This is a genomic window from Kitasatospora sp. NPDC058184 (assembly GCF_042883725.1).
GTDB lineage: Bacteria > Actinomycetota > Actinomycetes > Streptomycetales > Streptomycetaceae > Kitasatospora.
Map to the genome: position 1 here is coordinate 117985 of NZ_JBHVVE010000021.1, position 22865 is coordinate 140849.

The following is a 22865-nucleotide window of genomic DNA, read 5'->3' on the forward strand; positions in this document are numbered from 1 at the left end:
GGCCTTTCTAGCGGAGGCTGTGGGGGTTGCGCGGGCCGGCCGAGGCGGCGGACGGGCCGGTGCCCGTCCAGCCGCCCTGCGGGCGGTCGAACCAGAGGTGGGCCTGGCCGGTGCCGATCGCGTTCTCGTACTCCCCGTACTGGCGCGCCGTCGCGGTGCAGGCCCGCTCGCCGAGGGCGCCGGCCATCATCAGGTAGTGGGAGAACCCGGCCTCGGGCCGGTAACGCCGGAACTCGTCCATGGTGTCGAGGACCCGGTCGTGGCGGCCCTCCTTGAACCAGGCGATCCGTTCCCGGTCGGCCGCCCGGGCCTCGGGGGTGAAGATGTGCGCCGGGTCGCCGGACTCGTGGTCGCGCAGCTCGCGCAGCGGCCAGAAGGTGTGGGACAGGGCCCCGGAGGCGATCAGCAGCACCCGCCGGCCCGGGGTGGCGGCGATGCCGTCGGCCAGGGCGCGGCCCAGCCGCAGGTGGTCCTCGGCGTCGCCGGTCTGGCAGACGCCGATGGTCACCCAGCGCTTGTCCGGCAGGCCCTCGCCGAGGAACTTCCACAGGTTGACGGTGGCGTAGTAGATCGGCAGGTACGCGTCGTCGACCGGGGTGATCCAGGTGCCGTGCCGGTCGGCGAACGAGGCGATGGCGTGGGCGAGTTCGGGGTCCCCGGGGAAGTCGTACGGCATCCGGCACATGCCGCGCGGCAGCTCCTCGGAGGTGAACAGCCCGGCCCGGCGCTGCTGGGCGGTGACCACGAACTCGACGGTGGTCGCCCAGTGGGAGTCCAGGACGACGACGGTGTCGTAGTCCGCGCGCTCGAAGACCTCCTCGCGCAGCTGCCGCAGGCCGGTGACGAGGGTGATCTCCCGGCCGTCGTTCAGTCGGCGCCTGGTCTCCTCGGGCAGCACGATGGTGGGCACGTGGGCCAGCAGGCCGGCCCCGACGATCTCACCCATGGCTGGTCCACCCCTTCGGCGAGGTGACGGTGTTCTTGACGTCGCAGTAGAAGTCGAAGCTCCAGGTGCCGCCCTCGCGGCCGACGCCGGAGTGGCGGGAGCCGCCGAACGGGGCCTGGAGGTCCCGGACGAAGAAGCAGTTGACCCAGACGGTGCCCGCGACCAGCCGCGCGGTGACCCGGCGGGCGCGCTCCGGGTCGCCGGTGGCCACGGTGGCCGCCAGGCCGAAGCGGGTGTCGTTGGCCAGCCGGACGGCCTCCTCCTCGGTGCCGAAGGTCTGGAGGGTCAGGACGGGGCCGAAGACCTCCTCCTGGACGATCTCCGCGTCCTGGGCGACATCGGTGAGCAGGGTCGGCGCGTAGTACCGGCCGTCCCGGGGCCGGCCGCCGATCACGGTGCGGGCGCCGGCCGCGACGGCCCGCCGGACGAAGCCGTCGATCTTCTCCAGCTGGCGGGGGTGGACGGTGGGGCCGATGTCGGTCGCCTCGTCCCGCGGGTCGCCCTGTACGAGGCGTGCGGCCCGCTCGACGAAGCGCCGGGTGAACTCCTCGGCGACCGTCTCCTCGACGAGGAGGCGGGTGGCGGCCAGGCAGACCTGGCCGGCGTTGTCGTACTGCTCCACCGCGAGGTCGACGGCGAGGTCCAGGTCGGCGTCGGCGAAGACCAGCAGCGGGGACTTGCCGCCCAGTTCGAGGCTGAGCGGGGTGAGGTTGGCGGCGGCCGACGCGGCGATCCGCCGGGCGGTCGGCACGGACCCGGTGAAGCTGATCCGGCGCGCGTCCGGGTGCGAGGTGAGGGCGTCGCCGATCTCGGAGCCGTACCCCTGCACCACGTTGAGGACACCGGCCGGCAGCCCCGCCTCGGCGGCGATCGCGGCGAGCAGCGAGGCCGTCAGCGGCGACCACTCGGCGGGCTTGAGGACGACCGTGTTCCCGGCCGCGAGGGCCGGGGCGACCTTCCAGGTGGCCAACATCAGCGGGGCGTTCCAGGGGGTGATCAGCACGCAGGGGCCGGCCGGGTCCCAGCTGACGTGGTTGGTGTGGCCGCGGGTGTCGAAGTCCTCGTGGCCGAGCCGCAGCAGCCAGTCGGCGAAGAAGCGGAAGTTGTGGGCGACCCGGGGCATGACGCCCCGGCGGTGCGAGCGCAGCAGGGCGCCGTTGTCGGCCGTCTCCACGACGGCCAGCTCCTCCAGCCGGCGCTCCACGCCGTCGGCGACGGCGTGCAGGAGGCGGGCCCGCTCCTCGCGCGGGGTGGCCGCCCAGGCGGGGAAGGCGGCCTTGGCGGCGGCGACCGCGGCGGCGGCCTCCGTCGCGGTGCCCCGGGCGATCTCGCCGAGGACGGCGCCGTCGACGGGCGAGACGTCGGTGAAGGTGCCGGCGGAGGCGACGCGTTCGCCGCCGATCCAGTGCCGGGTGTCGACGGCGACCCCGGCGACGGTGGTGGTGTGTTCGCTCATGTCCTGCGCTTCCTCGTGTCTCCGGGATCCTCGTGGGCGGTGCGGCGGGGGGTCACTCGGCGCCGGAGGTGCCGGACTCCAGCAGCCGGCCGCCGTCCCACACCACGCCGACCTGCCGGTAGTAGGCGGCGATCGGCTCGCGGACCTCCAGCCGGGCCAGCTCCTCGGTGGGTGCCTCGAACAGCTCCAGTTCGGCGTCGCCCACCCAGGGCTGCCCGGCCTCGAAGGAGGCGGCGCCGGACTCGACCAGCTCGTCCAGGGCGAGGCCCTTGCCCTTCTCGATGGAGGGCAGCCAGCGGTGGTGGAGCATCGGGTGGCCGTTGACGAAGCCGTTGCTCTCCGACGGCTCGCGCAGCGTGACGACGGCCTGGGCCAGGCGCCGGTCCGCGGCGGCGAGGGTCGCGCCGAACCGGGCACCGGCCTCGATCCGCGGCGCGGGCCCGTACGGGTGCGGCCGGGTCTGGTGGATGGAGCCGAGCTTCTTCGGGTAGCCCTGGTGCAGCCCCCGGGCGATCGCGAAGTCCTTGTCGACCCAGATGTGCGCGCAGCGGCTGTACGTCCGCCCCCGGTACGCGCAGCGGACGACGGCGAACGCCTCCTTGTACTGGGCGCGCACCGGGTCGAGCAGCTCCCGTCCGGAGTCGGAGCAGGACTGCCAGTCGGCCCAGATCAGCGCGACGGCGCCCGGGTCCTCGTCGGCGAGTTCCAGCGGCTCGGGCAGCAGCTCGCGCACCCGGGCCGGGTCGGTGCGGTACTCGACGGTGAGCAGGTCGCCGGAGTAGCGCCACGGCGGCGGGGGGATCAGCGACGAGTCGCCGGTCGCCGTCTTGGGGTGGAAGTATCCACGGACACTGGCCACTTGGGGTTCCTTACGCGGTGGGAGCGGGGTGTGGGAGAGCGGGCTGCTCTACAGCCGGCTGCTCTACGGCCTGCTGCGCTACGGCCGGCTGCTCGACGTCCGGCCGCCGCAGCAGCTCGGCGCGGTAGCGGGCGGCGGCCGCCGCGGCGCCCCGCCCGCCGAGGGCGACGACGCCGACCAGGCGGCCGGCCCGGTGGTAGCCGACCAGGACGTCCCCGTCGGGGTCGCCGTCGAGGTCGCCGGCCAGGACGCGCGCGTCGTCCCGGCCGAGGCCGGGGGCGCCGAAGGACTGCAGCCGGAAGTCGTGCTGGTCGCTCCAGAAGGTCGGCAGCGGGGCGAACGGCGCGAGACCGTGGTCGGCGCCGGTGAGGTGGGCGGCGAGCACCCTGGCGGCGTGCTTGGCCGTGTCGGTGGGGATGGACCAGTGCTCGACGCGGCGCGGGACACCGTCGTACCGGGCGTTGGGGAAGCGGGCGACGTCACCGACGGCGACCACCTCCGGCCGCCCGCCGGCCCGCAGGTGCTCGTCCGTGCGCACGCCGTCGGAGAGGTCCAGGCCGTTGCCTTCGAGCCACTCGGTGTTGGCCACCGAGCCGACCGACTCCACCACCACGTCCGCGGCCAGCACCCGGCCGTCCGCCAGCACCACCCCGGTGACCCGCTCCTCGCCCCGGAAGCCGGTCACCCCGGTGCCGAGGGCGAAGCGGACGCCCCGCCGCCGGTGGCGGCCGAGCAGCGACCCGGCGAGCAGTTCGCCCAGCGGGCCGACCATGGGCAGCGGCTGCGGGTCGACCACGGTGACCTCGGCGGCGCCGAGGGCGACGGCGGTGGCGGCCACCTCGCAGCCGATGAAGCCGGCTCCGACCACGACCACCCGCGCGCCGGGCCGGGTCAGCGCCTCGCGCAGCCCCCGGGCGTCGGCCTGGGTCCGGACGGTGTGCCGCCCGGTGGCGGGGCCGGGGCAGCGCAGCCGCCGGGCGCGCATGCCGGTGGCCACGACGAGGGCGCGGTAGGGCAGGGTCTCGCCGCCGTCGAGTTCGACGGTCCGCCGGTCGAGGTCGGCCCGGACGACCGCGGTGCCCAGTCGCCAGTGCACGTCGGAGACGCCGGCCCGGGGCCGGAGGGCGAGCGAGTCGAAGGAGGCCGTGCCCGCCAGGACTTCTTTGGACAGCGGGGGCCGGTTGTAGGGCATGTGGGGCTCGTCCCCGACGAGGGTGATCGGCCCGTCCCAGCCCGCGGCGCGCAGCTGTTCGGCGGCGCGCAGCCCGGCCATGGAGGCGCCGGCCACGAGGACGGGTGCGCCGGCCCCGGCGGTCGGCGTGCCGGCCCCGGCAGTGGGTACGCCGGCCCCGGCGGTGGGTGCGGTCACGGCTCAGTCCTCGATCCGGATGGCCTGGAGCGGGCAGACGTCGGCGGCCTCCTCGACGTCGGCGCGCAGGCCCTCGTCGGGGTGGGCGACGTACGCGAGGTGTCCGTCCTCGTCGAAGCGGAAGACGTCGGGGGCGGCGAAGACGCACTGGCCGTGGTCCTGGCACTTGTTCATGTCGACGACGACCTTCATGGCCGGTCCTCCTGGTGGTGGGGGAGCGTCGCGGGAAAGGGAGGGAACGGGGGGATCGCGGGGGGCGTGGGGCCGCGGGGGCCGGATCACGGCCGAGGGGGCGGCGGACGCCGGAGGCAGGGGGCGATGGCCGCCGAGGAAGGCGGTGACGAGCGACCGCCAAAACGTTTGATGTCAAATAACATAGGAAGCAGCCGGCCTCTGGTCAAGAGCTATCCGGATGGATAAATTTCTGGGGCAGACCCCTTGCGGGAGAGCGACCGGCGTCCCTACCGTTTGCCACCAGCGAGCGAGCGTGTCCTGCCCCACCCCGCAGCCCGAAGCCGCCGCGCCCCCTCCCCCACCCCGCCACTGCCGTGCGCCCTGGCCCTCCCGACGCCGTGAACGCGGGGAGGCGCCCCACTTCCCCCAGAGGAGACACCGGTGAGCGCATCCGACATCCCGCCCGTCCGCCACCACCTGGAGCGGCTGGCCGCCCAGGGCATCGACGTGGTCCGGGTGACCTATCCCGACCTCATCGGCACCGAACGGGCCCGGGACGTCCTGCTGGACCACCTGCCCTCGGCCTGCGAACACGGCCTCGCCTTCTGCCGCGCCGTCTACCACACCAGCCCCCAGGGCGACGTGGTCCCCGTCCCCGGCGGCCTGGACGCCGGCCTGCCCGACATCTGCGTGCGCCCCGACCTCGACACCCTGGCCGCCCTGCCCTGGGAGCCCGGAGTCGCCAGCTGCCTCGGCGACGTCACCGACCCGGCCACCGGACGGCCCGCCCCGGAGTCCCCCCGCGACCTGCTGCGCACGGTCGTCGACCGGTGCCGGGAGCACGGCCTGCACCCGGTCGTGGGGCCGGAGTTGGAGTACTTCCTGTGCGACGCCGCGCCCGGGACGCCGCAGGGCTGGCGCCGCTACAGCGAGGCCGCCGGCGTGGTCTACACGGCGGGGCTGCGCGCGGACGCCGACAACCACCTGCTGCGCACCCTGCGCCTGCTGCGCGACCTCGGCATCGGCATCACCAACGGCAACCACGAGTTCGACGGCTCCCAGTTCGAGATCAACCTCAACCACTCCGACGCCATGGCGGCCGCCGACCGCGCCTTCCGCTTCAAGTCCGCGGTCAAGGAACTCGCCCGCAAGGAAGGCCGGTTGGCCACCTTCATGGCCAAGCCCTTCCAGGGCGCCGGCGGTTCCGGCTTCCACCTCCACCTGTCCTGCGTGGACGGCGCGGGCGGCAACGTCTTCGCGGACCCGGCCGCGCCGTACGGGCTCAGCGCGACCGCGCGCCACGCGGTGGCCGGCGTCCTCGCCCACGCCCCGGCGCTCGCGGCGCTGGCCAACCCGACGGTCAACTCCTACAAGCGCTTCGGCCCCGACACCCTCGCCCCCTGGCTGATCGACTGGGGGCTGGACAACCGCAGCGCCATGGTCCGGATCCCGCCGGAGCGCGGCTCCGGCAGCCGCTTCGAACTGCGGCTGGGGGACGCGAGCGCCAACCCCTACCTGCTGATCGCGGGGACCGTCGCGGCGGCCCTGCTGGGCGTCCTCGCCGGCGAGGAGCCCGCCGCCCCGCTGGAGGGCTACGGCTACGACCGCGCCAGGTCCGCACTGCTGCCGACGTCCCTGCCCGAGGCGCTCGACGCCCTGGAGGCGGACCCGGCCCTGACCGGGGTGCTCGGCCGGGACTTCGTCGACGCCTACCTCTCGTACAAGCGCGACGAGGTCGCCCGCTTCCAACGGCACGTCACCGACTGGGAGTTCACCGAGTACGCGTACCACCTGTGAGACCGAGGAGACCAACCGTGACCACCGTGCCGTCCACGCCGCCCGCCTCCGGCGCCATCGACGAACCGCTGCCCCTCGACCAGGTGGACCTGGCCGACCTCGACAACTTCACCGACGGCGTCACCCCGTGGCGGATGTTCCACACCCTGCGCCACCAGGACCCGGTGCACTGGCAGCCGGAGGAGGCGCCCAACTCCGGCTTCTGGGCGGTCACCCGGCACGCCGACATCGCCCGCGTCGACCGGGACGCCGAGACCTTCACCTCGACGAGGTTCGTGAACCTGGAGGAGGTCGACGACGACCAGATCAAGAAGCGCGCCTCCATCCTGGAGCTGGACGGGGTCCGCCACCGCGCCCTGCGCAGCATCCTCCAGCGCCAGTTCGGCGCGGGCGTCATCAACAGCTACGCCGACTTCCTGCGCGGCCTGACCGCCACCACGCTGGACGCCGCCCTGGCCAAGGGCCGCTTCGACTTCGTCAAGGAGGTCTCCGCCGACTTCCCGATCAACGTCCTCGCCCGCCTCCTGGACGTGCCCCCGGAGGACAACCAGCAGCTCATCGACTGGGGCAACCGGATCATCGGCAACACCGACCCGGACTACGCCGACGTCCTGCTGCACAGCGCGGAGAGCGAGAAGTACCGCGACCTGCCGTTCCGTTCGCCCGCCTCGCTGGAGGTCTTCGCCTACGGCCGCGAACTCGCCCGGCAGCGGCGCGGCGGCGCCGGCACCGACCTGGTCTCCAGGCTGGTCAACGAGACCCCCCGCGACGGGGTGCCGCTCTCGCCGCAGGACTTCGACAACTACTTCCTGCTGCTGGTCGTCGCCGGCAACGAGACCACCCGGCACACCATCAGCCACTCCATGCTGGCCCTCCTCCAGCACCCCGAGCAGCTCGCCCGCCTCCGGGAGGACCCGTCCCTCATCCCCGGCGCGGTGGAGGAGTTCCTGCGCTGGGCCTCCCCCGTCTACCACTTCCGCCGCACGGCCACCCGCGACGTCGAACTCGGCGGCAGGCGGATCAGGGAGGGCGAGAAGGTCGTGATGTGGTTCGCCTCCGGCAACCGCGACGAGGAGGTCTTCGGCAATCCGTACGACTTCGACGTGACCCGCCGCGACAACGACCACGTCACCTTCGGCAAGGGCAGCCCCCACCTGTGCCTGGGCAACCTGCTCGCGCGCACCGAGATCCGCATCATGTTCGAGGAGCTGATCCCGCGGCTGGCGGGCATCGAACTCGCCGGGGACGTCCCGCGGGTGCGCTCCAACTTCGTCAACGGCATCAAGCGGCTCCCGGTCGAGGTCACCCTCGCCTGACCCCGCCGCACGAGGTCGGACGGGCCGCCGCCGTTCCGGGAACGGCGGCGGCCCGGAGGCCCGTGCGACGGCGCGTCAGCGCCGCAGGACGGTGACGCCGAGGCCCGGCGCGGAGCGGATCTCGGCCTCGGTGAAGCGCTCGGTCACCCACTGCTTGCGGGCGTAGACGCGGGTCTGGTCGGTGAAGTGCGGCGAGGTCGGGTCGGCGGACTCGCCGTAGGTGAGCAGCGTCCTGGTGCGCGGACCCCGGTCGGTCAGCTCGGTGGCCATCAGGAAGGTGCCGCCGTGCGGGACACTGCCGAGGTTCGTCGGGTAGGTGCCGCCGCCGGTGCCCGAATCCGGCCCCGCCGTCAGCACGTTGAAGCAGCCCAGCTGGTGGGAGCAGCCGTGCAGCGGGATGCCCGCCCAGCGCTGGACGAGGCCGATCGGGGCGTCCACCGGCAGGCCGCGGGCGGCCAGGCCCTTCACCGCGTCGGCCAGGGCGCGCTGGGCGTCGGGGTTGGCGGCGTCGATGCCGCGCGGGGTGGTCAGCGGCCGGGCCGGGTCGGCCGGGACCGTCTGCCAGGCGGTCGTGCCGGTCCCCGCCAGCGCGTCCCGGTACGCCTGCCAGAGCACGGTGCCCCGGCTGTCGGCGTCGGCCCGGGTGTTCCAGGCGGCGAGCGCGTCGCAGGCCGGGCGGACGTCGACCCGGCTGCCGTCGGAGGCGGCGATCTCCGGGTGGGCGCGGCACAGCGCCACGGCGTCGTCGCGGTCGAGTTCGGCGCTCTGCACCCGGTTGCCGAACATCGTCGCCTGGAGCGAGCCGAGGGTGAACCCGGGGGCGCCGAGGCCGTCGGTGCCGGCCCGGCGGTCGGCGATCATCCGCAGGCCCAGCTGGCTGCGCAGCATCCGCGCGGAGGCGCCCTGGTACATGGCGGGAAAGCCGGTGAGCGGGGCCTCCGCGTTGGTCAGGTACGGGCCGTTGTTGGAGTTGGCGACGTAGTCGGTACGGGTCAGGCCCGGCTGGTTGGCGGGGCCGAAGACGCCGGGCACGAGCGCGTCCGGGTCGGTGCCCGGGTCGCAGGCGGCGGTCGAGCCGTCCAGCACCTGTCCGAAGCCGCCGCCCGCGACCAGGCAGCGGTCGCGCTGGGCGTCGGGGAGGTTCGGGACGGCGGAGGCGTCGGTGAACCAGGTGGTGCCGGTGGAGTCGACGGCCGTGGTGTACACCCACGGGAGGCCCTGGTAGGTGCGCTGGGCCTGGCGGAGCTGATCGAGGTTCTGGGCGCGGCCGACCGCCAGCCACTGGTTCAGGGAGCGGAGGTTCTCGGCGTTGGCGTCGCCGAGGGTGTAGGCGTGCTCCCCGGTCCAGCCGTCGGCGAGGACGTAGCCGTGGCGGGAGCGGTAGAGGCTCCGGTCGACGGTGGAGAGCGTCCCGTCGGCGGCCCGGACGGTGACCTTGACGGTCTCCTGGGCCATCCGCTCGGCCTTGCCGTCCACCAGGTACGCGGTCGGGTCGCCGGGCACCAGGCTGAGCCGGTGGAGGGTGTAGTGGTCGGCGTAGCTGGTGGTGTGGCTCCAGGCGAGGCCGCGGGTGTGGCCGATCTGGAGGAACGGGATGCCGTACAGTCCGGCGCCGGCGACGTCCAGGACGCCGGGGATGGTCAGCTGGGCCTGGTAGAAGCGCTGCTCGCCGGCCCACTGGAGGTGCGGGTTGGCCAGCAGCAGGCCGGTGCCGTCGCGGCTGGCGTCGCGCCCGATCGCCCAGGCGTTGCTGCCGAGTTCGGGGTTGTCGGCGGAGTGGCCGGGGGCGGCGATCCGGGGTGCGTCCGCCGCGGGTCCGGCGGCTTCGGCGCGCGACGCGCCGGACGCGGGCCCGGTCGAGGCCGCGGGGACGGCCGTGGCGATCTGCTGCTTGGCGGCGCCGCTGCCCGCCAGGGTGTTGGCGGAGTAGAGGATGTTCCACAGGTCGTCCGCGGTGATCGGCCCGACCCAGGCCTTCCCCCGGCAGGACGGGTCCGGCAGGTGGTCGGGGCCGGTGTCGCGCAGGTAGCGGTTGTACCCGGCGACGTAGCCGTCCACCAGCTGCCGCACCTCGTCGGTCGGGCCGAGCGGCGCGGGGGCGGCCTGCAGCCGCCGCACCGTCCCGGCGCGCAGCAGGCCCTGCTGGTAGGTGTCGCTCACCAGGTTGCTCACCCGGTCCACGGACTCGCCGTCCGGGCCGAGGTGGCGCGAGCGCTCGCCGCGCACGGTGAGCACCTGGTCGGCGAGCTGGCAGAGGTTGTCCTGGGCGAAGGCGTACCCGTAGCCGTAGCCGAGGCCGCCGAAGTCACGGGCGAGGACGTGCGGGACGCCGTACTCGGTCCGGCTGATCTTCGCGGTCCAGCCGCCCCGGTCGGCGTCGGGGCCGGCCCCGAGGTCGGTGCCGGCGGCCTGGGCCACGGCGGGCACCAGGGCCGTCAGCAGCGCGGACGTCAGCCCGACCGCTAGCGCGCCCGAGGTGAACCGCCTTATTTTCGATGGGAACTGACGTTCCTTCATGTTCTTCACTTCCGTCATGGCCTCACCCTGTGGCCGCCGGCACCCGCCGGTCATCGCCCCTCGGGACGACCTGCCCTCGACCCTACGACCTATCCGCGTACACCCCGGGGAGGAGACGTTCCCTACCCGCACGACCCTCCCCTCGGACGATGCGGTCGTCGATCACAGAGTCCGACGCCCGCTCAGCTGGCGCGGGGGCTCCCGGCGCACAGGGCGTGGTCGATCAGCTTCGAGGCCGCGTCCTCCTGGGCCTTGATGTGGTCCCAACTGTCGCCGAGCGCCTCGGACATGGAGACCACGGCGCTGCGCTTCCCGTCCTCGGTGACGCCGTTGAGGGTGATGAAGCCGCCGTCCCCGCCGTCGTGGCCCCAGTAGGTCCCGCCGCAGGTCAGCGAGCGCTTGACCAGGCCGAGCCCGTACTCGCCGCCGTGCCACATCTCCGAGGTCTGGTCGTCCACGGGCACCGTCCGCCGCATCTCTGCCAGTTGCCGCGCCGGCAGCAGCCGGCCCGCGAGCAGTGCGCGGAGGAGGACGTTCTCGTCCCGTGTGGTGGTGGCCCAGGAGAGCCCCTGGTCCATCGGCACCTGCTCGGTGACGTCCACCCGGCCGTCGGGTTCGGGGAAGAGCTGGTAGGCCTGGGCGTGCGGCCGGGGCAGGGTGGGCGAGGTGCCCATCAGCCGGGTCCGGTCGAGGCCGAGCGGGCGCAGGATGCGGTCCTCGACCTCCCGGTGGGCGGGGCGGCCGGTGGCCCGCTCGACGACCATGTCGAGCAGGAGGTAGCCGACGTTGGAGTACCTCCAGCTCTTGTCGGTGCCGAACTCCGCCCCGGCCACCAGGTCTTCGGGCTGGTAGACCTTGTAGCGCTCCCGCTCGTACCCGTCCTTCGAGTCGTATCCGGGCAGGTGGTCCACGATGCCGCCCTGGTGCTGGAGCAGTTCGCGGACGGTGGTCCCGCCGCCGGCTCCGCCCTTGGCCCGTACCACCTCCGGCAGCCAGTGGTCGAGCGTGTCGTCCAGTGACAGCCGTCCCTCGGCCTCCAGTTGGAGGACCACGGTCGCGACCATCGTCTTGGCCGTGCTGGCCATCCGGAAGTAGCCGTCGGGGGAGACCGGGCGGCCGGTGGTGACGTCGGCGGTGCCGCTGGTGGCGACCGCCTGGCGGCCGTCGGGCCCGATCACCCGGGCCTGCACGCCGCTGATGCCGAGGTCGTGGATCATCGCGGCGTCCCGGCGCAACTGCTCGGCGACGGACGGACCGGCCGGGCGGGCGACGGCGGTGGCCGCGTTGGCGGCGAGCAGCACGGTGACGCCGGCCGCCACGACGAGGTGCCTGCGCAGGGTCGAACCCATGATCGAAGTCATGGCCGCACGCTAACCGGTTCCGGTCCGAACGGGCCGTGGTGCTCCGCTACTTGGGGGAGGAATGGGGGATGTCCCCCAGTCGCCCCCCAGCGCCGTCCCGGGACTCCCCCGGGACTCCCCCGCACCGACTCCGTACCGGCTCAGCCCACCGAGGCCGTGACCGGCCGCGCCGATTCGGCCCCCGCACCGTCGGCCGCCCCGCCCAGCGCCGCCAGCCGCCGCAGGCTGGCCCGGCGCTGGAGCGCGCCGAGGCCGACGGTCGCCGCGCCGAGCCCGAGCCAGCCGACCGGCCCGGCCGCCATCACCACCCCGGTCAGCAGCAGCGGCCCGACCGACTTCTGCACCGACTGGGACATCCCGGCGACCCCGAGGTACGAGGCCTGGGCGCCCGGCGGGGCCAGCACGACCGCCAGCTCCCAGGAGCTCACCGAGCGGAGCAGTTCCGCCAGCGTGATCAGCATCGCCGCGGCCAGCAGCGCGACCGAGGCCAGGACCGGCCCGGCGCCGGTGGCGAGCGCGATCAACAGGCAGCCCCCCAGCACCGTCACCCCGTACCAGCGGACCGCCGCGGCCGCCCCGAGCGCGCCCTCCGCCCAGGCGGAGACCCGCAGTTGCAGCAGCACCACGAGCACCGTGTTGAGCACCAGGAAGACCGGGACGACGGCGTGCGGCGCGCCGGTGTGGTGGACCAGCCAGAGCGGCAGCCCGACGTTGAGGACCGAGTCGTCCAGGTTCAGCGGCATGTCCAGCAGGACGAACCGCAGGTAGCCGCGGTCGCGCCAGGGGCTGGGCGCGGCGGCCGCCGCCCCGGCGGGCGCCTCCCCGGCCTTCGCCGCGACCAGACCGCGCCCGGACGGCTCCCGGGTGCGCCAGACCAGCACGGCCGCCAGCACGTAGGACAGCCCGTTGGCCAGGATCAGCACCCGGTAGGCGGCGGTGGTCCCGACCGCCAGCCCGATCGCCGCGACACCCGCGCCGAGCGCGTACCCGGCGTTGGCCACGCTGCGGAACAGCGCCTGGTAGGTGGCCCGCCGCTCGCCCGCCACCCTGGTCGCGAACAGCATCTCCAGGGTCTTGGCGGCCCGCTCGGCCAGGCAGATCAGGGCCACCACGGGCAGCAGCGCGGCGAAGTCGTCGACCACCAGCAGCAGCCCCATCGCCCCGAGCCGCAGCAGGTGGCAGCCGATCAGCAGCCACCGCACCGGCACCCGTTCGGCCGCCCGCCCGGCCAGCGGGGAGCCGGCGATCCCCGCCACCGCCCCGACCCCGAGCAGCAGTCCCAGCTGCCGCGCGTCCATCCCGCAGACGTAGGTGAAGTAGAGCACCGAGGCCGCTGCCCACACCCCCGTGCCGGTCCGGTCGACGCACTGCGCCAGCAGCATGATCCGCGCGTCCCGCCCGCCCGGCGGCCGCCGCAGCTGCGCTATCAGTCCGTTCCCCCGCATGGCAGGCCCCCGTCGTGTGCGTGGCGCGAGTCGCGCGATCGGCATCAATCTCGACATCAAGATACTTCACATCAAGAGACTTTTGGAAGCCCCGAAACCCCCGACGGCCGCCGGGCGCGGACGGCCGCACGACCCTCGACGCGCGGCGGGCGGTGCGCCACACTCTCCCCAGCAGCACCCGCGCTCCCAACGCACCGGCACGACGCCACGACGCCACGACGCCACGACCACCGCACTACGGAGAGCCGATCGGTGACCACTCGCCAACTGCTGGAGCTCGCCTTCTCGTCCGGACGGACCGGGGCCGGACCGGCCACCTGGGGCCAACGGGCCATCTGGGACGCCGTACGACGGCTGCCGCCGGCCGACGCGCCGCGCTACAACATCGCCACCGCCGCGCCGCTGGACCCGGGGCTGCCCCTGCCCGTCCTGCTCGCCGCGCTGGAGCGGCTGCTGCACCTGCACGACTCGCTGCACACCCGGCTGCTCCCCGACGAGGCCGGCGGCCTCCGCCAACTCGTGGACGGCGAAGGCGCCCTGGACGTCCACCTGTGGCCCGCCGGGGAGCACGAGGACCCGGCCGAACTCGGCACCCGGCTGCACGAGGAGCTGGCGGCACAGCTCTTCGACACCGCCACCCAGTGGCCGGTGCGGGTCGGCGCGGTGACGGCGGGCGGGCTGGTCCGGCACATCAGCCTGGTGCTCTCGCACACCGCGGTGGACGGCTCCGGGATGAGCCGGCTGGTCGCCGACCTGTCCGCGCTCTGCCTCGGCAGCTCCCCCGAGGAGCTGGCCGAGCTGCGCGAACCATCCCAACAGCCGCTGGAGGAAGCCGAGTTCCAGACATCCGAACGCGGCCGGCGGCGCGACGCGGGGGCCCGCAAGCAGTTCGTGCGCAAGCTCCGGCTCGGCCCGCCCCGACTCTTCCCGTCCCACCCCCTCCCGCCGACCACCGCAGAGCCCGCCCGGTTCCCGAACGCGGTGCTCCGCTCCCCCGCCCTGCCCCGGGCCGTCGAGCGGGTCGCGGCCCGGCACCGGGTCAGCACGGGCTCGGTGCTGCTCGCCGCGACGGCCGCGATGACCGCCCGGCTCGCCGGCTCCACCGAGGCCGTGCTGAACGTCGTGGTCAACAACCGCTTCCTGCCGGAGCTGGCCAACGCGGTCGGCGTGATCGCGGGCGACGGCCTGTTCCATCTCCCGGACGCCACCGCCGAGTTCGGCGAGGTCGTGCGCCGTACCCACGCCGCGGCGATCGGCACCTACCGCCACGCGTACTACGACAGGCTGGCCCTGGCCGCCGAGATCGACCGACTGACCGCCGAGGGGGTCCAACTGGCCGACCGCTCCTGCGTGTTCAACGACACCCGGGAGCTGCTCCCGGCCCCGGCCGCCCCCGGCGAGGAGCACACCACCCTCAGCTGGCCGGTGGACTTCGAGCCGCGCCCCGGCCTGACCTACGCCCTGGACGCCCTGCAGTCCGCCGAGGCGCTGAGCCTGGCCATGACGGCCGACCCGGCCCTGCTGCCACGCCCCGCGATGGAGCGGTTCCTGTACGGGATCGAGGAGTTGATCCTCACCGAGGCGGCCGCGCCGGCGGACGGAGCGGCCGTCGGCGCTTGAACCTGACACTGATGTCAAGTTCTACCGTACCGGCATGACCACGACCGCCACCGCATCCCTGCTCACCCCGTACCGCCTCGGCGCGCTCGACCTGCCGAACCGCGTCGTCATGGCCCCGATGACGCGCTACCGGGCCGCCGAGGACGGCACGCCGCTGCCCGTCGTCGCCGAGTACTACGCCCAGCGCGCGAGCGCCGGCCTGATCGTCACCGAGGGCATCTGGCCCAGCCGGCAGGGCCAGTCCGGCTGGCGCCTGCCCGGCCTCGAGACGCCCGCGCACGCCGCCGGCTGGCGCGCCGTGACCGGGGCCGTGCACGCCGCCGGCGGGCGGATCGCCGCCCAGCTGATGCACGGCGGCCGCCAGGGCCACCCGCTCAACCGGCTGCTCGGCGACGTCCCGGCCGGCCCCTCCGCCGTCCCGGCCCCGGGCCCGGTGCACGTCAAGGACGGTGGCAAGGCCGAGGCCGTCACCCCGCGCGCCATGACCCGCGAGGAGATCCGCCGCACCGTCGCCGACCACGTCGACTCCGCCCGCCTGGCCCTCGCCGCCGGCTTCGACGCCGTCGAACTGCACGGCGCCAACTCCTACCTGATCCACCAGTTCCTGGCCGACAACACCAACCTGCGCACCGACGAGTACGGCCCCCGCACCCTCGCCGACCGGCTGCGCTTCCCGATCGAACTGGTCACCGCCGTCGCCGAGGCCATCGGCCCCGACCGCCTCGGCCTGCGGCTGTCCCCCGGCAACCCGCAGTTCGGCATGGACGAGGCCGACCCCGCCCCCGTCTACCGCGCCCTGCTCGCCGAACTCGACGGCCTCGGCCTGGCCTACCTCCACCTCACCGACAACGACGACTACCCGGCCCTGGCCGACCTGCGCCCGCGCTGGTCCGGCCCGCTGATCGGCAACGTCGGCGAGAACCGCGCCGCCACCGACCGCGAGCGCGGCGAGGCCGTGCTGGCCGCCGGCCTGGCCGACCTGGTCTCCTACGGCCGCGCCTTCATCGCCAACCCCGACCTGCCGGAACGGTTCGCCGCGAACGCCCCGCTCACCCCCGTCGACCCCACCCACCTCTACGGCCAGGAGGCCACCGGCTACACCGACTACCCCCGCCTCCCGGCCGGCCACCCCGCCGTCCGGCCGACCACGACCTGACCCAGGGCACCCCCGTCCTGACCCACTGTCAGTGCCACCCGCTATGGTCGGCCCCGAACCATCCAGTACCAACAGCACCGCCGTCACCAGGGGGCACCATGACCACACCGGGCACCCGCCCGCTCACCACCGCCGACCTCGTGGAGGGCTGGCACCGGGTGGGCGTCCGTGAGGGCATGGCGCTGATCGTGCACTCCTCGCTCTCCAGCCTCGGCCGGGTCGAGGGCGGCGCGGCGGCCGTGGTGGCCGGCCTGCGTGAGGCGGTCGGGCCCGGCGGCACCGTCGCCGTGCCCGCCTTCACCTCCGGCACGGTCCACGACCCGGCCCCCGGGCACAGCGGCCCGCCCGGCCCCGAGCTGGCCGAACTCCGGGCCGCCGTCCCGCTGTTCCACGCCGGGCTGCCGTGCGACACGGGCGCGGTCGCGGAGGCGCTGCGCGCCCTGCCGGAGAGCCTGCGCAGCACCCACCCGCAGGTCTCGGTCGCCGCCGTCGGCGCGCACGCCCGGGAGGTCACCGCCCGGCGCTCGCTCGGCTTCGCCGTCGGCCGGGAGTCGCCGTTCGGCGCGCTGCACGACCTCGGCGGGCACGTGCTGCTGGTCGGCGTCGGCCACAACCGCAACACCTTCCTGCACTACGCCGAGACCTTCGCCCCCAACCGCCGGCTCAAGCTCCGCCGCTTCCCGATGGCGATCCAGGGCGAGCGGGTCTGGATCGAGGCACCGGACGTGGGGGACGACAACGACACCCACTTCCCGGTCGTGGGGCGGGAGTTCGAGGAGCTGGCGGGCATCCGCGAGGTCCTGGTCGGCGCCGCGCCCTGCCGCCTGGTCCCGGTCCGCGAACTCATACCCTTCGCCGTCCGCCGCCTCACCGAACTGCTGGCGGCGGACGGCCCCGGGGAGGCATAGGCCGGGCCGACGGTCCCCACAGCGCGCGCGGAACCGCCGACCCGAACGCCCTCGTACCGCCCTGCCGTCAGTGCCGGCCCTCGTGCACCGAACCGGCCTCCTGGATCTTCTTCCAGGACTTCGGCTCGACCGGCGCCGCGTCCCGGCCGGCGTCCGCGCCCGGCGCCAGCGAGGCCGCGGCCGCGGCACCCGGCGGCACCGGTCCGACGGCCGGCTTGCTCGGGGTGAACAGCCAGGTGTTCAGCAGATCCCCGAGCTTCTGGCCGGAGACCTTCTCGGCGTACGCCTGGAACTCCGGGATGGTGGCGTTCCCGTAGCGCCGCTCGGTGGGCCAGCCCTTGAGGATCTGGAAGAACTTCTCGTCCCCGACGGCGTTGCGCAGCGCCTGGATGGCCACCGCGCCGCGGTAGTACACCGCACCGGAGAACTGGTTCTCCTCACCCGGGTCGCCCGGCTTGACGGTCCAGAACGGGTCGTCGGCCGGGTGCGAGGCGTAGATGTAGTCGGCCACTGCCTGCGCGGTGCCCTCGTTCTCGTGCTCGGACCAGAGGAACTGCGAGTACTCGGCGAAGCCCTCGTTCAGCCAGATGTCGCTCCACTTGGAGAGCGAGACGCTGTCGCCGTACCACTGGTGGGCCAGCTCGTGGACGACCACCGAGGTGTTGGTGCCCCGGGCGAACAGCCCGGGGCCGTAGGAGACCCTGGTCTGGGTCTCCAGGGCGCCACTGGACGAGGTGTTGGCGACGTAGCCGCCGACGGAGCTGAACGGGTACTCGCCGAAGTAGCCGCTCAGCCAGTCCACCAGCTCGCCGGTCCGCTCGATGCTCGCCCGCGCCGCGGCGCCGTTGTCGCCCAGGTCCTTGCTGTACGCGTTGTAGACCGGCAGCCCGCTCGCGGTGGTGTCCTGGGTGATGTCGAACTTGCCGATCGCCAGGGTCGCCAGGTAGGTCGCCTGCGGCTTGTTCTCCCGCCAGCTGTACCGGGTCCAGCCCGCCAGCGAACTGGTCCCGGTCAGCACGCCGTTGCTGATCACCTGGTTGCCGTCCGGCACCAGCACCGAGACGTCGAAGGTCGCCTTGTTGCTCGGGTGGTCGTTGCTCGGGTACCACCACGCGGCCGACACGGGCTCGCCGGCCACGACCGCACCGTCCGGGGTGCGGCGCCAGGCGGTGTAGCCGCCGTACCTCTCCACGGTGGACGGCACGTCCTTGTAGCGCACCACCACGGTGGCCTGGTCGCCCTTGGCGAGCGGCCGCGCGGGGGTGATCTCCAGCTCCTGGTCGCCACTGGTGGCGAAGGTCGCGACCCGGCCGTTGACCCGCACCTCGGAGACCTTCAGCGCGAAGTCGAGGTTGAACCGGGAGAGGTCCTGGGTGGCCGTCGCGAGGATGGTGGTGGTGCCCTCCAGCTCGTCGGTGGCGGGCTGGTACTTCAACCGGATGTCGTAGTGCGCGACCCGGTACCCGCCGTTGCCGAGGGTCGGGTAGTACGGGTCCCCGACGCCGTCCGCGCCGGGTTGGAAGCCGGAAGCCGAGGCCGGGACGGCCAGGAACAGGCTCAGGGCACTGGCAGCAGAGACGATCAGCCTCTTGCGCACATGGTCCTCCAGGGATCACCGGAATGATGGGGTTGAACCGATCCTTGTCCCGTCAACCCCTCCCCCACTCCCTTCCGGTGAGATGTTCATAAAAAGAAATGCGCCGACATGACGGCTTCGCGCCCGCGCCCCGAAGTCGTCACGCCGACCATTCCGACATGTCGTCAGCTATGGGACCGGTGCACCGAGTTGGTCTCCTGGATCTGCTTCCAGGACTTCGGCTCCGCCGGCAGCTGACCCTCCGCCCGGCCCGCACCCGGCGCCAGCGAGGCAGCGGCCGCGGCACCCGGCGGCACCGGCCCGACCGCCGGCTTGCCGGGGGTGAACAGCCAGGTGTTCAGCACGTCCCCGAGCTTCTTCCCGGAGACCTTCTCCGCATAGGCCTGGAAGTCCGGGATGGTGGCGTTGCCGTAGCGGCGCTCGGTGGGCCAGCCCTTCAGGATCTTGAAGAACTTCTCGTCCCCGACGGCGTTGCGCAGCGCCTGGACGGCCACCGCACCCCGGTCGTACACCGCGCCGGAGAACTGGTCGTCCGGGCCCGGGTCGCCCGGCTTGACCTTCCAGAACGGGTCGTCGGCCGGGTGCGAGGCGTAGACGTAGTCGGCGAGCTCCTGCGCGGTTCCCTCGTTCTCGTGCTCCGACCAGAGGAACTGCGAGTACCGCGCGAAGCCCTCGTTCAGCCAGATGTCGCTCCACTTGGAGAGCGAGACGCTGTCCCCGTACCACTGGTGGGCCAGCTCGTGGACGACCACCGAGGTGTTGGTGCCCCGGGCGAACTGCCGGGGGCTGTAGAAGATCCGGGTCTGGGTCTCCAGGGCGTAGCCGGTCGGCACATTGGGGACGTAGCCGCCGACCGAGCTGAACGGGTACTCGCCGAAGTAGCCGCTCAGCCAGTCCACCAGCTCACCGGTGCGCTCGACGCTCGCCCGCGCCGCGTCCGCGTTCTCGCCGAGATCCTTGCTGTACGCGTTGTAGACCGGCAGCCCGCTCGGCGTGGTGTCCCGGGTGATGTCGAACTTGCCGACCGCGAGCGTGGCCAGGTACGTCGCCTGCGGCTTGTTCTCGCGCCAGCTGTACCGGGTCCAGCCGGCCTGCGAGGTGGTGCCCGTCAGCACGCCGTTGCTGATCACCTGGTTGCCGTCCGGGACGAGCACCGAGACGTCGTAGGTGGCCTTGTTGCTCGGGTGGTCGTTGCTCGGGAACCACCACCAGGCGGCCTCGGGCTCGTTCGCCGCCACGGCGCCGTCCGGGGTCCGGTGCCAGCTGGTGAAGCCGTACTTCTTCACGGTGGAGGGCACGCCCTTGTAGCGCACCACCACGGTGGCCTGGGAGCCCTTGGCGAGCGGCCGGGCGGGGGTGATCTCCAGCTCCTGCTCACCGCTGGTGGCGAACTTCGCGACCCGGCCGTTGACCCGCACCTCCGAGACGTCCAGCGCGAAGTCGAGGTTGAACCGGGAGAGGTCCTGGGTGGCCGTCGCGAGGATGGTGGTGGTGCCCTCCAGCTCGTCCGTGGCGGGCTGGTACTTCAACCGGATGTCGTAGTGCGAGACCCGGTACCCGCCGTTGCCGTAGGTCGGGTAGTACGGGTCGCCGACCCCGGCCGCGCCCGGCTGGAAGCCGGAAGCCGAGGCGGGAACGGCCAGGAACAGGCTCAGGGCACTGGCAGCAGAGACGATCAGCCTCTTGCGCACGTGGTCCTCCAGGGATCACCGGAACGATTGGGTCGGATCGATCCTTGTCCCGGCAGCCCCTCGTCCACTCCCCTCCGGTGAGATGTTCATGAAAAGAAACCCGCCGACACGACGGCTTCGCAGCCCGGCCGCGAAGCCGTCACGCCACCTCACCCACCCCTGAGGCCCCTGAAGCCCCTCGCACCCCTCCTGCCCTTCCTGCCCCTCACGCCCCGAGCACCACCGGCGCCCGCACCAACGAGCCGTACTCCGTCCACGAGCCGTCGTAGTTCTTCACGTGCGGGTACCCGAGCAGCTCGGTGAGCGCGAACCAGGTGTGCGCGGACCGCTCGCCGATCCGGCAGTACGCGATCACCTCGCGCTCCGGCTCCACGCCCTTCCCCCCGTACAGCGCCCGCAGCTCCTCCGCCGAACGGAACGACCCGTCGTCGTTGGCCGCCTGGGACCACGGGATGTTGACCGCGCCGGGGATGTGCCCGGGCACCTGCGCCTGCTCCTGCGGCAGGTGCGGGGGCGCGATCAGCTCGCCCCGGAACTCGGCCGGCGAGCGGACGTCCACCAGCACCGCGTCCGCCCCGGGCTTGGCGAACACCTCGGCCCTGGCCAGCACCTCGTCCCGCAGCGCCCGCAGCTCCGGCCGCTCGGGCCCGCTCAACCGGAACCCGCTGTGCTGGTAGTCCATCACCGCACGGGTGAGCTCCCGCTCCTCCAGCTCCCACTTCTTGCGCCCGCCGTCCAGCAGCCGCACCGGCCCGAAGCCGCGCAGCCGCAACAGCCAGTAGGCGTAGGCGGCGAACCAGTTGTTGTTGCCCCCGTAGAGCACCACGGTGGTGTCGTCCTCGACCCCGGCCGCCCGCAGCAGGTGCTGGACGCCGTCGCGGTCGATGTAGTCCCGGCCGACCTGGCTGTGCAGGTCGGTGGTCCAGTTCCAGCCGACCGCGCCGGGGATGTGGTCCCGGTCGTAGGCCTCGGTGTCCTCGTCCACCTCGACGACCCGGACCGTCCCGTCGTCCAGGTGGTGGGCCAGCCATTCGGTGCGGACCAACGCCTCGGGGTGCGCGTAGCCGTTGCCGGTCATCCCAGGCCCTCCTTCGCTCTGCCCAGGCTGCGGCGCCCGACCACGGGCACGGCGGGCCGCGCGACGACGACAGGCGTACGGGCACGGCGAGGGGCCGGCGACCGGGCCGGACAGTTCGAACCTACGCCGCCCGCCCGGCCCCGGCCACCCCGCGCTCCCCCGCGCTCAGGAGAAGACCACGGAGCGCAGCTTCAGCCGGTCACCGAGCTTCTTGCCGGGGTTCATGACGTAGAAGACGTCGCCCGAGCAGCCGAAGTCCAGGAAGACCGTGGCCGTGGACTGGGTGCGGTTCTCCGGCGCGAAGCCCGGGTCCTCCTCGGTGGTCCACGGCAGGTCGATGCACTCGCGGCTCTGCGGGTCGGCCAGGCCCACGGGGACCCCGGGGCCGACCTTGTAGAGGAAGTCGCCCGTCGCGGCATTCGCGGAGAACGGGACGGCGAGGACGAGGGCGACGGCGCTGGCGGCGGCGAGCATGGCGTTGCGGAGACGCATGAGTGAGGGCCTTTCAGGTGGTACTCGGCAGTACCCGGTTAATTGGTGCGAGATCACCCTAGAGGCCCAAAAAACGCAGAAACGGTTCTTCTAATCCACCCATTCGAGTGGTTTAAGGGTTAAAACCGCGACCTGCCCCGTCATGCGAAACTCAGTTCGGCGGAGCCGTGAAGAGATACCCCGAGTCGACGAGCACCGGCAGGTACGCCTTCAACGCCGCCACCGTCTGCGACCGGTCCCCGCCCCCGTCGTGATTGAGCACGATCGACCCGGGCCGGACGTTCTTGAGGACCCGGTCGATGATCGCCGAGGTCCCCGGCCGGGCCCAGTCCCGCGGGTCCACCGACCAGGCCATGTTCCGCATCCCCAGGTCGGCGGCCACCTTGAGCGAGACCGCCGAGAAGTCCCCGCCCGGCGCACGGAACCAGGTGGGCTGCCGGCCGGTGGTCCGCTGCAGCAGGTCGGAGGTGCGCTCCAGCTCGTCCCGCACCTTGCCCTCCGACATGTGCCGCAGGTCGGGGTGGGTCCAGGTGTGGTTGGCGATGTGGTGGCCGCGGTCCGCGATCTCCCGCACCAGGGCGGGGTGCTCGACCGCGTTCTCGCCGATCAGGAAGAACGTGGCCCTGATCCCGTACTGCTCGAACATCGACAGCACGGTCGGTGTGTACCGGGCGTCCGGCCCGTCGTCGATGGTGAGCGCCACCACCTTCCGCTCCGGGTCCAGGTCGTACACCGGCTTGCTCTCCGCCTCGGAGAGCGCCCGGCGCACGGGCACCGCGCTCGGCGCGGCGCCGGACGGCGGCGCCGGCGAGGGCACCGCGGACGGCGTGCCCCCCGGGGCCGCCACCAACGGCGCGGCCGACGCCCCCTCCGGCCCCGCCGGAGCGGCCGGAGCGGCGGCATCGGCCGCCCCCGCCGCCGCACCGCCCTCCCCGCCACCCCAAGGGCTCCGACATCCGGCGGCCGTCCCCAGCAGGGACATTCCGGCCGCAACCAGCAGCAATCTGCGCGAAGTAATCTGACGATCTGACAGCATTCTGGATGCTTCCCCCGGCCGTCCCCGCCACTCCCCGACGGCAACTC

The 22865-nt window shown here is 73.4% G+C and carries 18 protein-coding genes; 5 read left to right on the forward strand and 13 right to left on the reverse strand.

All coding sequences use genetic code 11. The features are described 5' to 3' along the window. Positions 1-7 precede the first annotated feature (7 nt). The 5 genes from ACFVXH_RS31725 to ACFVXH_RS31745 form a co-directional block, all read right to left on the reverse strand. Entirely contained in the window at positions 8-946 is a 939-nt protein-coding gene (locus ACFVXH_RS31725; RefSeq protein WP_387829339.1) for a 3,4-dihydroxyphenylacetate 2,3-dioxygenase, read from the reverse strand. Continuing rightward, a complete protein-coding gene (locus tag ACFVXH_RS31730; protein WP_387829341.1) occupies positions 939-2402 on the reverse strand; it encodes an aldehyde dehydrogenase in 1464 nt (487 codons plus the stop codon). The genes ACFVXH_RS31725 and ACFVXH_RS31730 overlap by 8 nt, the downstream gene beginning before the upstream one ends. A 52-nt stretch (positions 2403-2454) precedes the next feature. After that, on the reverse strand, positions 2455-3261 hold the full coding sequence (locus ACFVXH_RS31735) for an acetoacetate decarboxylase family protein (RefSeq protein ID WP_049650716.1): 807 nt from the start codon (positions 3259-3261) through the stop codon (positions 2455-2457). Between the two features lie 10 nt (positions 3262-3271). Further along, the gene (locus tag ACFVXH_RS31740) at positions 3272-4549 is read right to left on the reverse strand and encodes an NAD(P)/FAD-dependent oxidoreductase (protein WP_387829372.1); all 1278 of its coding nucleotides are present in this window, start codon (positions 4547-4549) and stop codon (positions 3272-3274) included. A gap of 84 nt (positions 4550-4633) precedes the next feature. Continuing rightward, on the reverse strand, positions 4634-4822 hold the full coding sequence (locus tag ACFVXH_RS31745) for a ferredoxin (RefSeq protein ID WP_049656520.1): 189 nt from the start codon (positions 4820-4822) through the stop codon (positions 4634-4636). Positions 4823-5245: 423 nt separating this feature from the next. Here ACFVXH_RS31745 and ACFVXH_RS31750 point away from each other — a divergent pair, with 423 nt between their 5' ends. Next, complete coding sequence (locus ACFVXH_RS31750; RefSeq protein WP_049656521.1) at positions 5246-6601, forward strand: glutamine synthetase family protein; 1356 nt, start codon at positions 5246-5248, stop codon at positions 6599-6601. A 26-nt stretch (positions 6602-6627) separates the two neighbouring features. Next, positions 6628-7917 carry a cytochrome P450 gene (locus ACFVXH_RS31755; protein ID WP_107086561.1) on the forward strand — a complete coding sequence of 430 codons (1290 nt, stop codon included), beginning with the start codon at positions 6628-6630 and terminating at the stop codon, positions 7915-7917. A gap of 75 nt (positions 7918-7992) precedes the next feature. Here the strand turns inward: ACFVXH_RS31755 and ACFVXH_RS31760 are convergent, their stop codons facing one another. From ACFVXH_RS31760 to ACFVXH_RS31770, 3 genes are all read right to left on the reverse strand, one after another. After that, complete coding sequence (locus tag ACFVXH_RS31760) at positions 7993-10452, reverse strand: penicillin acylase family protein (RefSeq protein ID WP_387829344.1); 2460 nt, start codon at positions 10450-10452, stop codon at positions 7993-7995. A 164-nt stretch (positions 10453-10616) separates the two neighbouring features. Then, entirely contained in the window at positions 10617-11795 is a 1179-nt protein-coding gene (locus tag ACFVXH_RS31765; protein WP_387829346.1) for a serine hydrolase domain-containing protein, read from the reverse strand. A 140-nt stretch (positions 11796-11935) separates the two neighbouring features. Next, positions 11936-13240 carry an MFS transporter gene (locus ACFVXH_RS31770; protein WP_387829348.1) on the reverse strand — a complete coding sequence of 435 codons (1305 nt, stop codon included), beginning with the start codon at positions 13238-13240 and terminating at the stop codon, positions 11936-11938. A gap of 252 nt (positions 13241-13492) precedes the next feature. Between ACFVXH_RS31770 and ACFVXH_RS31775 the strand changes: the two genes are divergently transcribed. The 3 genes from ACFVXH_RS31775 (at position 13493) to ACFVXH_RS31785 (ending at position 16924) form a co-directional block, all read left to right on the forward strand. Continuing rightward, positions 13493-14860: a condensation domain-containing protein gene (locus ACFVXH_RS31775; protein ID WP_387829350.1), complete on the forward strand. Its 1368-nt coding sequence runs from the start codon at positions 13493-13495 to the stop codon at positions 14858-14860. Between the two features lie 34 nt (positions 14861-14894). Next, positions 14895-16016 (forward strand): alkene reductase, encoded by a 1122-nt coding sequence (locus tag ACFVXH_RS31780; protein WP_074005201.1) that lies wholly within the window; start codon positions 14895-14897, stop codon positions 16014-16016. Between the two features lie 98 nt (positions 16017-16114). Beyond that, positions 16115-16924, forward strand: a complete 810-nt coding sequence (locus ACFVXH_RS31785) for an aminoglycoside N(3)-acetyltransferase (RefSeq protein WP_375874903.1) — start codon at positions 16115-16117, stop codon at positions 16922-16924. Between the two features lie 67 nt (positions 16925-16991). On the opposite strand, the gene ACFVXH_RS31790 is transcribed toward ACFVXH_RS31785, so the two are convergent. The 5 genes from ACFVXH_RS31790 to ACFVXH_RS31810 all read right to left on the reverse strand — a co-directional run bounded on the left by ACFVXH_RS31790 (position 16992) and on the right by ACFVXH_RS31810 (position 22599). Then, entirely contained in the window at positions 16992-18521 is a 1530-nt protein-coding gene (locus ACFVXH_RS31790) for a M1 family metallopeptidase (RefSeq protein ID WP_387829352.1), read from the reverse strand. A gap of 164 nt (positions 18522-18685) precedes the next feature. Continuing rightward, entirely contained in the window at positions 18686-20212 is a 1527-nt protein-coding gene (locus ACFVXH_RS31795) for a M1 family metallopeptidase (RefSeq protein WP_387829354.1), read from the reverse strand. Between the two features lie 205 nt (positions 20213-20417). Continuing rightward, the gene (locus ACFVXH_RS31800) at positions 20418-21290 is read right to left on the reverse strand and encodes a sulfurtransferase (RefSeq protein ID WP_380744118.1); all 873 of its coding nucleotides are present in this window, start codon (positions 21288-21290) and stop codon (positions 20418-20420) included. Positions 21291-21455: 165 nt separating this feature from the next. After that, positions 21456-21782 carry a hypothetical protein gene (locus ACFVXH_RS31805; RefSeq protein WP_049658296.1) on the reverse strand — a complete coding sequence of 109 codons (327 nt, stop codon included), beginning with the start codon at positions 21780-21782 and terminating at the stop codon, positions 21456-21458. A 151-nt stretch (positions 21783-21933) separates the two neighbouring features. Continuing rightward, the gene (locus tag ACFVXH_RS31810; RefSeq protein ID WP_387829356.1) at positions 21934-22599 is read right to left on the reverse strand and encodes a polysaccharide deacetylase family protein; all 666 of its coding nucleotides are present in this window, start codon (positions 22597-22599) and stop codon (positions 21934-21936) included. Positions 22600-22865 lie beyond the last annotated feature (266 nt).

Coding starts and splice junctions, on each gene's coding strand:
- ACFVXH_RS31725 (WP_387829339.1), bottom strand. CDS start 946: ATGGGTGAGATCGTCGGGGCCGGCCTGCTGGCCCACGTGCCCACCATC.
- ACFVXH_RS31730 (WP_387829341.1), bottom strand. CDS start 2,402: ATGAGCGAACACACCACCACCGTCGCCGGGGTCGCCGTCGACACCCGG.
- ACFVXH_RS31745 (WP_049656520.1), bottom strand. CDS start 4,822: ATGAAGGTCGTCGTCGACATGAACAAGTGCCAGGACCACGGCCAGTGC.
- ACFVXH_RS31760 (WP_387829344.1), bottom strand. CDS start 10,452: ATGACGGAAGTGAAGAACATGAAGGAACGTCAGTTCCCATCGAAAATA.
- ACFVXH_RS31765 (WP_387829346.1), bottom strand. CDS start 11,795: ATGACTTCGATCATGGGTTCGACCCTGCGCAGGCACCTCGTCGTGGCG.
- ACFVXH_RS31770 (WP_387829348.1), bottom strand. CDS start 13,240: ATGCGGGGGAACGGACTGATAGCGCAGCTGCGGCGGCCGCCGGGCGGG.
- ACFVXH_RS31780 (WP_074005201.1), top strand. CDS start 14,895: ATGACCACGACCGCCACCGCATCCCTGCTCACCCCGTACCGCCTCGGC.
- ACFVXH_RS31785 (WP_375874903.1), top strand. CDS start 16,115: ATGACCACACCGGGCACCCGCCCGCTCACCACCGCCGACCTCGTGGAG.
- ACFVXH_RS31800 (WP_380744118.1), bottom strand. CDS start 21,290: ATGACCGGCAACGGCTACGCGCACCCCGAGGCGTTGGTCCGCACCGAA.
- ACFVXH_RS31805 (WP_049658296.1), bottom strand. CDS start 21,782: ATGCGTCTCCGCAACGCCATGCTCGCCGCCGCCAGCGCCGTCGCCCTC.